We start from the raw sequence: 7,017 nt of genomic DNA, 5'->3' as shown, positions 1-7,017 counted from the left end.
CAGCGTGGCCTTNTCCGACTCGAGCGTGACCAGCGGCGCCTCGGCGTCCACCTGCTCGCCGGGCTTCACCAGCACCTCGATGACCGGGACGTCCTTGTAGTCGCCGATGTTCGGGACCTTGACCTCGATGGTGCGCATGTCCTCGTTCTCGCGGTCTAGACGGTCCAGGGGGCGGGGCGGGCCGGGTCGATGCCGTACTTCTTCATCGCCTCGGCGACCTTGGCGGCGGGCACGGTGCCCTCGTCGGCGAGCGCCTTCAGCGCGGCCACCGCCACGTGGTGGCGGTCCACCTCGAAGAAGCGGCGCAGCTTCTCGCGCGTGTCGGAGCGGCCGAAGCCGTCGGTGCCGAGCACGTGGTAGGCGCGCGGCACCCACGGGCGGATCTGCTCGGCGAAGGTGCGGACGTAGTCGGTCGCGGCGACGACCGGCCCCTGCGTGCCGCCGAGGCACGTCTCCACGTGCGCGCGGCGCGGCGCGTCCTCGGGGTGGAGGCGGTTGTGGCGCGACACCGCCATGCCGTCGCGCGCCAGCTCGGTGAAGCTCGGGCAGCTCCACACGTCGGCGTCCACGCCCCACTGGCTCTTCAGCAGGTCGGCCGCGGCGATCACCTCGCGGAGGATGGCGCCGGAGCCGAGGAGCTGGACCCGCGGCCCCTTCGCCTTCCCCTTCGCGCCCTGCTTGAACAGGTACATGCCCTTGACGATGTCCTGCTCCACGCCCTCCGGCATGCCCGGGTGCGCGTAGTTCTCGTTGAGGACGGTGACGTACCAGTACGCGTCCTCCTGCTCGGCGAGCATGCGGCGCAGGCCGTCGTGCACGATCACCGCCACCTCGTACGAGAACGTCGGGTCGTACGAGCGGCAGTTCGGGATCACCGACGAGAGCACGTGCGAGTGCCCGTCCTCGTGCTGGAGCCCCTCGCCGTTCAGCGTGGTGCGCCCGGAGGTGCCGCCGACGAGGAACCCGCGGCAGCGCATGTCGCCGGCCGCCCAGGCGAAGTCGCCGACGCGCTGGAAGCCGAACATCGAATAGAACAGGTAGAACGGGAGCATCGGCTCGCCGTGCGTGGCGTACGCCGACGCCCCGGCGATCCAGTCGCACATCGCGCCCGCCTCGGTGATGCCCTCCTGCAGCACCTGCCCCTGCTTGTCCTCGCGGTAGTAGGCGAGCTTGTCGGCGTCCTCGGGCGTGTAGAGCTGGCCGACGTGGCTCCAGATGCCGAGCTGCCGGTACATGCCCTCCATGCCGAAGGTGCGCCCCTCGTCCGGCACGATGGGCACCACGCGCTTCCCGATGGCCTTGTCGCGCGCGAGGATGGTCATGATCTGCACGAGCGCCATGGTGGTGGACAGCTCGCGGTCCTCGCTGCTCTTCAGCAGCCGGTCGAACGCGGACAGCGGCGGCACCTCCAGCGGCTTCGCCTTGGCGCGGCGCCGCGGGCGGTCGCCGCCCAGCTCCTGCCGGCGCGCCTTCAGGTACTCGAGCTCCTTCGAGCCCTCCGGCAGCCTCAGGAACGGCACCTTCTCGAGCTGGTCGTCCGGCACCGGCAGGTCGAAGCGGTCGCGGAAGCGCCGGATGGCGTCCACCGCGATCTTCTTCTGCTGGTGGGCGATGTTCATGGCCTCGCCGGCCTCGCCCATGCCGTAGCCCTTGATGGTCTTGGCGAGGATGACGGTGGGCTGGCCGGTGTGCTTCACCGCCGCGTCGTAGGCCGCGTACACCTTGAACGGATCGTGGCCGCCGCGGTTCAGCCGCCAGACGTCCTCGTCGGACAGCTCGGACACCATCGCCTTCAGCTCGGGCGAGTTGAAGAAGTGCTCGCGCACGAACGCGCCGTTGCGCGACTTGTAGAGCTGGTACTCGCCGTCCACCACCTCCATCATCCGGCGGCGGAGGATCCCCTCGGAGTCCTTCGCGAACAGCGGATCCCAGTGGCGGCCCCAGATCACCTTGAGGACGTTCCAGCCGGCGCCGCGGAACGTGCTCTCCAGCTCCTGGATGATCTTGCCGTTGCCGCGCACCGGCCCGTCGAGCCGCTGCAGGTTGCAGTTCACCACGAAGATGAGGTTGTCGAGCTTCTCGCGGCCGGCGCGGTCGATGGCGCCCATGGCCTCCGGCTCGTCCATCTCGCCGTCGCCGCAGAACGCCCAGACCTTGCGGTCGGCGGTGTCGGCGATGCCGCGGTCGTGCAGGTACCGCATGAAGCGGGCCTGGTAGATGGCCATGTGCGGCCCGAGGCCCATCGACACGGTGGGGAACTGCCAGAAGTCCGGCATGAGCCAGGGGTGCGGGTACGAGGACAGGCCCTTGCCGTCCACCTCCTGGCGGAAGTTCTCGAGCTGCTCCTCGCTGAGCAGGCCGAGCAGGAACGCGCGCGAGTAGATGCCCGGCGCGGAGTGGCCCTGGATGTAGACGAGGTCGCCGCCGCGCTCCGGGGTCCAGGCGCGCCAGAAGTGGTTGTAGCCGACGTCGTAGAGCGTCGCGGCCGAGGCGAAGCTGGCGATGTGGCCGCCCACGTTGGTGTGCTTGTTCGCCCGCACCACCATCGCCATCGCGTTCCAGCGGATGTAGTGGCGGATGGTCTGCTCGATGGCGAAGTCGCCCGGGTAGCGGGGCTGCTTCTCCACCGGGATGGTGTTCACGTACGCCGTGTTGGCGGAGAAGGGCAGGTACGCGCCGGAGCGGCGGGCGCGGTCGATCAGCTGCTCGATGAGGAAGTGGGCGCGGTCCGTGCCCTCGCGCTGGAGCACGCCCTCGAGGGCGTCCAGCCACTCGCGCGTCTCCTGCGGATCGAGGTCGGGGAGCTTGTCCATGTCGGTCCCTGGGCGTTGGTTGCGCGCTACTCCTACTGGGGAGGGGTCCCGGATTCAAACGAACCCTTGGACCCCGAGAGGACGGTGCGCACCGACGCGCAGCCGTGCCGCACCGCGGCAGGCCCGCGACGCGGAGCGCCGTTGTGACCCCCGCTCGATCGGCGGACACTCGGAAGCAGCGGCGCGCGCGGGGGAGCGCGCCGCGGGGGGAGGGCGACCATGCGGACGCGTCCGATCGGGCTCGCGGCTGGGGTGGTGCTCGCGCTCGCCGCCTGGGGCGGCAGCGGCTGCAGCGGCGGAGGAGGCGATGGGCCGGCGCCGGCGGTGTGCGAGGGAGCGCCGGATCCGGGGGCGGCCGGGCCAGGGGACGTGGAGGGCTGGTTCCCGCTCGCGCCGGGCTGGGGCTGGAGCTACCGGATCGCCGGGCAGCCCGTCACCCGCCCCGCGGATCTGCGCATCGAGGTCGGCGGGACGCGCAGCTACCGCGGGTTCGCGGCGATGGAGCTGCGCGAGCTGGACCCGACCACGGGCGCCGAGCTCCCGGGCGCGACCGCGCTCCTCGCCTCCGCGCCGGCCGGCCTGGTCGAGCTGGGCGACGGCACCGCGTCGGATCCCACGCCGTCCACCTACGACCTCCGCTTCCCCGTCACGGTGGGTGGAACGTGGTCGGAGCGCTGCACCGGGCTCGACTACGGGGAGGACCTGGGCGAGGACGGGAAGCACGAGACGCTCGACCTCGAGCTGCACGGGCAGGTGCTCGGGCTCGAGGACGTGACCGTTCCGGCGGGGTCGTTCGCGGGCGTCGCGCACGTCCGGCTCACGCTGACGCTCACGCTGCACGTGACGGACCCGGGATATCCGCCCGTCGTCACCGCCACCGCCTGGCAGGAGACCTGGTACGCCCGCGGCGTCGGCATCGTGCGCCGGAGCGACGGCGGCGAGCTGTCCGCCACCACCGTCTACGAGCTGGTGGGCTGGTCCGGCCCGGGCGGCGGCGGCGGCCTCGCCGAGCTGACCCGGCTCGTGGTCCCGCCGCCCAGCTCGGATCCGTACGTGACCCCGTGGCGCGTGGTCCCCGCCCGCGGTGGCTCCTCCCGCGCGATGGTGCTGGAGATCGCCTGGCGCGACGGCCCGGTGCGGCTGGTGGGCCGCTTCGTGGACGGCGGCGTCGCCGGCGCGCCGTTCGAGGTGGTCCCGCAGTGGCCGGCCGACGCGAACCTGCCCTGGCACATGGCCACGCAGGTCGCGCCGGGGCCGGACCGGCACCTGGTCGCCTTCGCGGCGGTGCCGGACCAGGCGCCGAGCACCGCCGAGATCCGCGCCGCGCGGGTCACCGCGGACGGCGCCGCGCTGGACGGGCCCTCCGGGATCCTGGTGGCGCAGTGCGCGCGCTGGACGGGCTACGCGGTGGCGGCGTCGCGCGCCGGCGACGGCTCCCTGGTCGCCTGGGGCTGCGACGATCCGACGTCCGGGGTGTACGCGGCCACGGTCGGCGCGGACGGCGCGGTGGGCGCGCCGATCTTCCTCGGCGCCGGGCCGGTGCAGTTCCTCCAGGCCGCCGGTCGCGGGACCGAGCACGTGGTGATCTGGGGCCGCGGCCCGACCTCCGGGACCGAGGTGGTGGGCGTGCGGGTGAGCGCCGCGGGCGCGGCGCTCGACGCGGCGCCGGTCCGGCTGGTCGCGGATCAGGACTTCAAGTACCCGGGCGACCTCGCCTGCGGTGACGCCGCGTGCCTGCTCACCTGGCGCCGCATGGGGCAGCCGTACGGCTCCTACGACCTCGCGGCGGTCCGCCTGGCGCCGGGTGCGCTGGCCGAGCGCGCCGCGGTGCGGCTCGCCGGCCCGCTCGACTACGAGACGGAGACGCTCGCGGTGCCGGTCGGCGACGGCTTCGCGATCGACTGGGGCGACGCGCAGCTCTACCCGGTACCGTGGGGCGAGCCGGGGCCCGCGATCCGGGTGGGCTGGGTCGGGACGGAGCTCGGCCTCTCCCCGGCGGGCGGGATCCCGGTGCTCTACCACTGGGACTTCTACGACGCGCTCGGCACCGCGGCGCTGCTCTCGGCGAGCGCCGCCGACGCGTGGATCGCGTACGAGTGGATCCCCGCGTACGCGGAGCTGGACGCGGTGCACTGGATCCGCTGAGCCCTCACCAGCGCCGGGCCCAGCCCGGCGCCGGCCGCGGATCGGGGCGGAGGGCGGAGAGGTCGTGCGCGCCGCGGAGGGCGAGCCCCGCGGCGCGCCCGTCGCGCAGCTCGAGCCGCGCGTCGCGGGTGGCGACGAGCAGCCGCCCGCGCGCGTCCCAGTCGGCCCAGGCCGCCTCCGGCAGCGCGACCGTGCGCCGGCCCAGCTCGACGGCGTAGGCCGGGCTGCGCCCCTCGATGCGCGGCGCCCGCAGGTCGAGCCCCTGGTCCTCGAGCACGAGCCGCGCGCCGCCGCCGGGGCGCGCCTTCACCAAGCGTGCTTGGCGCCGCTCGTCCCAGGGATCGCGGCGCGGATCCCGCGGCTCGCCGCGCGGGTCGTCCTCCCAGCCGCGCCGGCGCTCGGCCGCGTACTGCACGACGGGCGTCGGCGCGAGGCCGCCGCGCGCGCGGAGCGGCGAGGCGTCGCCCGCGTCCGCCGGCGCGACCGCGCCCGCCTCGCCCGCGGCGGCGAAGTGGTGCCCGCGGCTCCAGGTGCCGCCCTCGTGCCAGGCGGCGAGCGCGAACAGCCAGGGCGCCTTCGAGACGAGGAGGTACGCGGTCCACGGGTGCTCGCCGAGGAACTCCGCCGAGGTCGGCGAGCCGGCGAACGCGGAGAGCAGCGCGCCGTCCGGCGAGAGATCGCAGCGGCGCGGGTAGAGCGTCCCGCGGAACCACGCGCCCGGCTCGAGCGCGTCCTGCTCCAGGTGCCAGCGCAGCAGGTGCCACCAGCCGCCGGGCCCGCGGCGGAACACCAGCGCCACCGGCGCGGCGGTGGCGACCTGCGCGTAGAGGCGCGGAGGTGGGTGCGTCTGCATCACTCCTGGTGTATCACGTGCGGCGGCCGCGCGCAGCGGGGCGGTCCGGGCGTGGAGCGGCGCCACGATCCGCCCCGTTTCCCGTGTGTGAATGTGGCCAGCGCACGCGTCCCGCGGTCCGTGGAGTGGTGGCGGGCACGGACGCAGCGTAGCGTCGGGCCTCGCACGCACGGGAGGTGTCGCATGGCGCTCCACGGCATCGCGGTGTGCAGCCTCGACGACGGTCGGGTCCTCCGGCTCCCGCCGGACGCCTGGTGCGTCCCGCTCCCGGCGCCGCTCCGCGGCCGCGCGCTCCGCATCGAGGCGGTGGAGCGCGGCTTCGAGGACCTCGCCTGCGTGACCTACGCCGACGCCGGCGGCGTGGCCGGCTACGTGATGAGCGAGGCGCGCCTGGGCTCGCGCGGCGCCGGCGAGGACGTGATCGTGCGCGGCGCCGCCGCGTTCGGCGAGCAGCGCTGGATGGTGGTGCGCATCGGCGGCGCCGGGGCCCGGCTGGCGGGCTGAGGGCCCTCGCCTGCCGCTACACGCCCTCGAAGCGGATCGGCATCACCACCCAGATCGCCACCGGCCGGCCGGTCGCGTCGGCGCCGCCGCGCCAGGCGCAGCCCCGCACCGCGGCCTCGATCGCGTGCGCGATGCGGAGGTCGGGCACGCTCGAGAGCAGCTCCACCTGCCCGATGCGCCCGTCGCCGCCCACCGCCACGCGCACCGTGATGGGCCCGGAGGTGAACCCGGTCAGCTCGCGCGGCAGCCGGATGGCCCGCCGCACGCAGCCCGGGTCCAGCTCGACCGGCTTGCGGAAGCCCGCGGTCATGTACTGCGGCGCGTCCTCGATCTCCTGCGGCTGCGCGCCGGCCGCGGTCCCCGCCACGGCCGCGCCGCCTCCCCAGGCGCCTCCCCCGCCGCCGCCCACCACGCCGCCGATGACGCCGCCCTCGACCTCGCCGGGCGCGTACTCGCCCTCGTCGGCGCCCTCCGGCAGCGCCTCGATGGGCTCGTCCGGACCCGGCACGCGCATGGCCGCCTTCAGCTCGCGCGGCTGGAGCAGCGCGGTCGGGGGCGGCGGCGGGATGGTGGCGCGCGGGCGGGCCCCGGGCGCGGGCGCCCTGCGCCGCGGCGCCGGCGCCGCCGGCATCCCCGGCAGCCCGGGCGGCCCGGGCGCCTTGCGCGGCGCCGCCGCCGGCAGGTGCACCGGGACGATCATCT

At 75.0% G+C, this 7,017-nt stretch carries 5 protein-coding genes and 1 pseudogene; 2 read left to right on the top strand and 4 right to left on the bottom strand.

The window, feature by feature from the left end; genetic code table 11:
- Both PSR1_RS23935 and aceE read right to left on the bottom strand, forming a co-directional pair.
- Positions 1-138: biotin/lipoyl-containing protein (locus tag PSR1_RS23935; RefSeq protein ID WP_202813234.1), on the bottom strand; the 138-nt coding region annotated here is incomplete at its 3' end.
- Between the two features lie 17 nt (positions 139-155).
- Positions 156-2,813 (bottom strand): pyruvate dehydrogenase (acetyl-transferring), homodimeric type, encoded by a 2,658-nt coding sequence (aceE, locus tag PSR1_RS20450; protein ID WP_059439238.1) that lies wholly within the window; start codon positions 2,811-2,813, stop codon positions 156-158.
- 219 nt (positions 2,814-3,032) lie between these two features.
- On the opposite strand from aceE, the gene PSR1_RS20445 reads away from it, so the two are divergent.
- Entirely contained in the window at positions 3,033-4,958 is a 1,926-nt protein-coding gene (locus tag PSR1_RS20445; RefSeq protein ID WP_059439237.1) for a hypothetical protein, read from the top strand.
- 4 nt (positions 4,959-4,962) lie between these two features.
- Here the strand turns inward: PSR1_RS20445 and PSR1_RS20440 are convergent, their stop codons facing one another.
- Complete coding sequence (locus PSR1_RS20440; protein ID WP_059439236.1) at positions 4,963-5,811, bottom strand: hypothetical protein; 849 nt, start codon at positions 5,809-5,811, stop codon at positions 4,963-4,965.
- A gap of 183 nt (positions 5,812-5,994) precedes the next feature.
- On the opposite strand from PSR1_RS20440, the gene PSR1_RS20435 reads away from it, so the two are divergent.
- A complete protein-coding gene (locus PSR1_RS20435; RefSeq protein ID WP_059439235.1) occupies positions 5,995-6,315 on the top strand; it encodes a hypothetical protein in 321 nt (106 codons plus the stop codon).
- A 16-nt stretch (positions 6,316-6,331) separates the two neighbouring features.
- Here the strand turns inward: PSR1_RS20435 and PSR1_RS20430 are convergent.
- Positions 6,332-7,017 (bottom strand): annotated as a pseudogene (locus PSR1_RS20430) (energy transducer TonB); the annotation flags it as partial.

The organism is Anaeromyxobacter sp. PSR-1 (assembly GCF_000964525.1).
Lineage (GTDB): Bacteria > Myxococcota > Myxococcia > Myxococcales > Anaeromyxobacteraceae > Anaeromyxobacter.
The sequence above is the reverse complement of the archived record's forward strand: the minus strand, read 5'-3'. Positions and strand labels throughout refer to the sequence as shown.

Bases quoted from the DNA above. Each gene is read 5' to 3' on its own strand.
- PSR1_RS20440 (WP_059439236.1), bottom strand. From the start codon at position 5,811: ATGCAGACGCACCCACCTCCGCGCCTCTACGCGCAGGTCGCCACCGCC.
- PSR1_RS20445 (WP_059439237.1), top strand. From the start codon at position 3,033: ATGCGGACGCGTCCGATCGGGCTCGCGGCTGGGGTGGTGCTCGCGCTC.
- aceE (WP_059439238.1), bottom strand. From the start codon at position 2,813: ATGGACAAGCTCCCCGACCTCGATCCGCAGGAGACGCGCGAGTGGCTG.
- PSR1_RS20435 (WP_059439235.1), top strand. From the start codon at position 5,995: ATGGCGCTCCACGGCATCGCGGTGTGCAGCCTCGACGACGGTCGGGTC.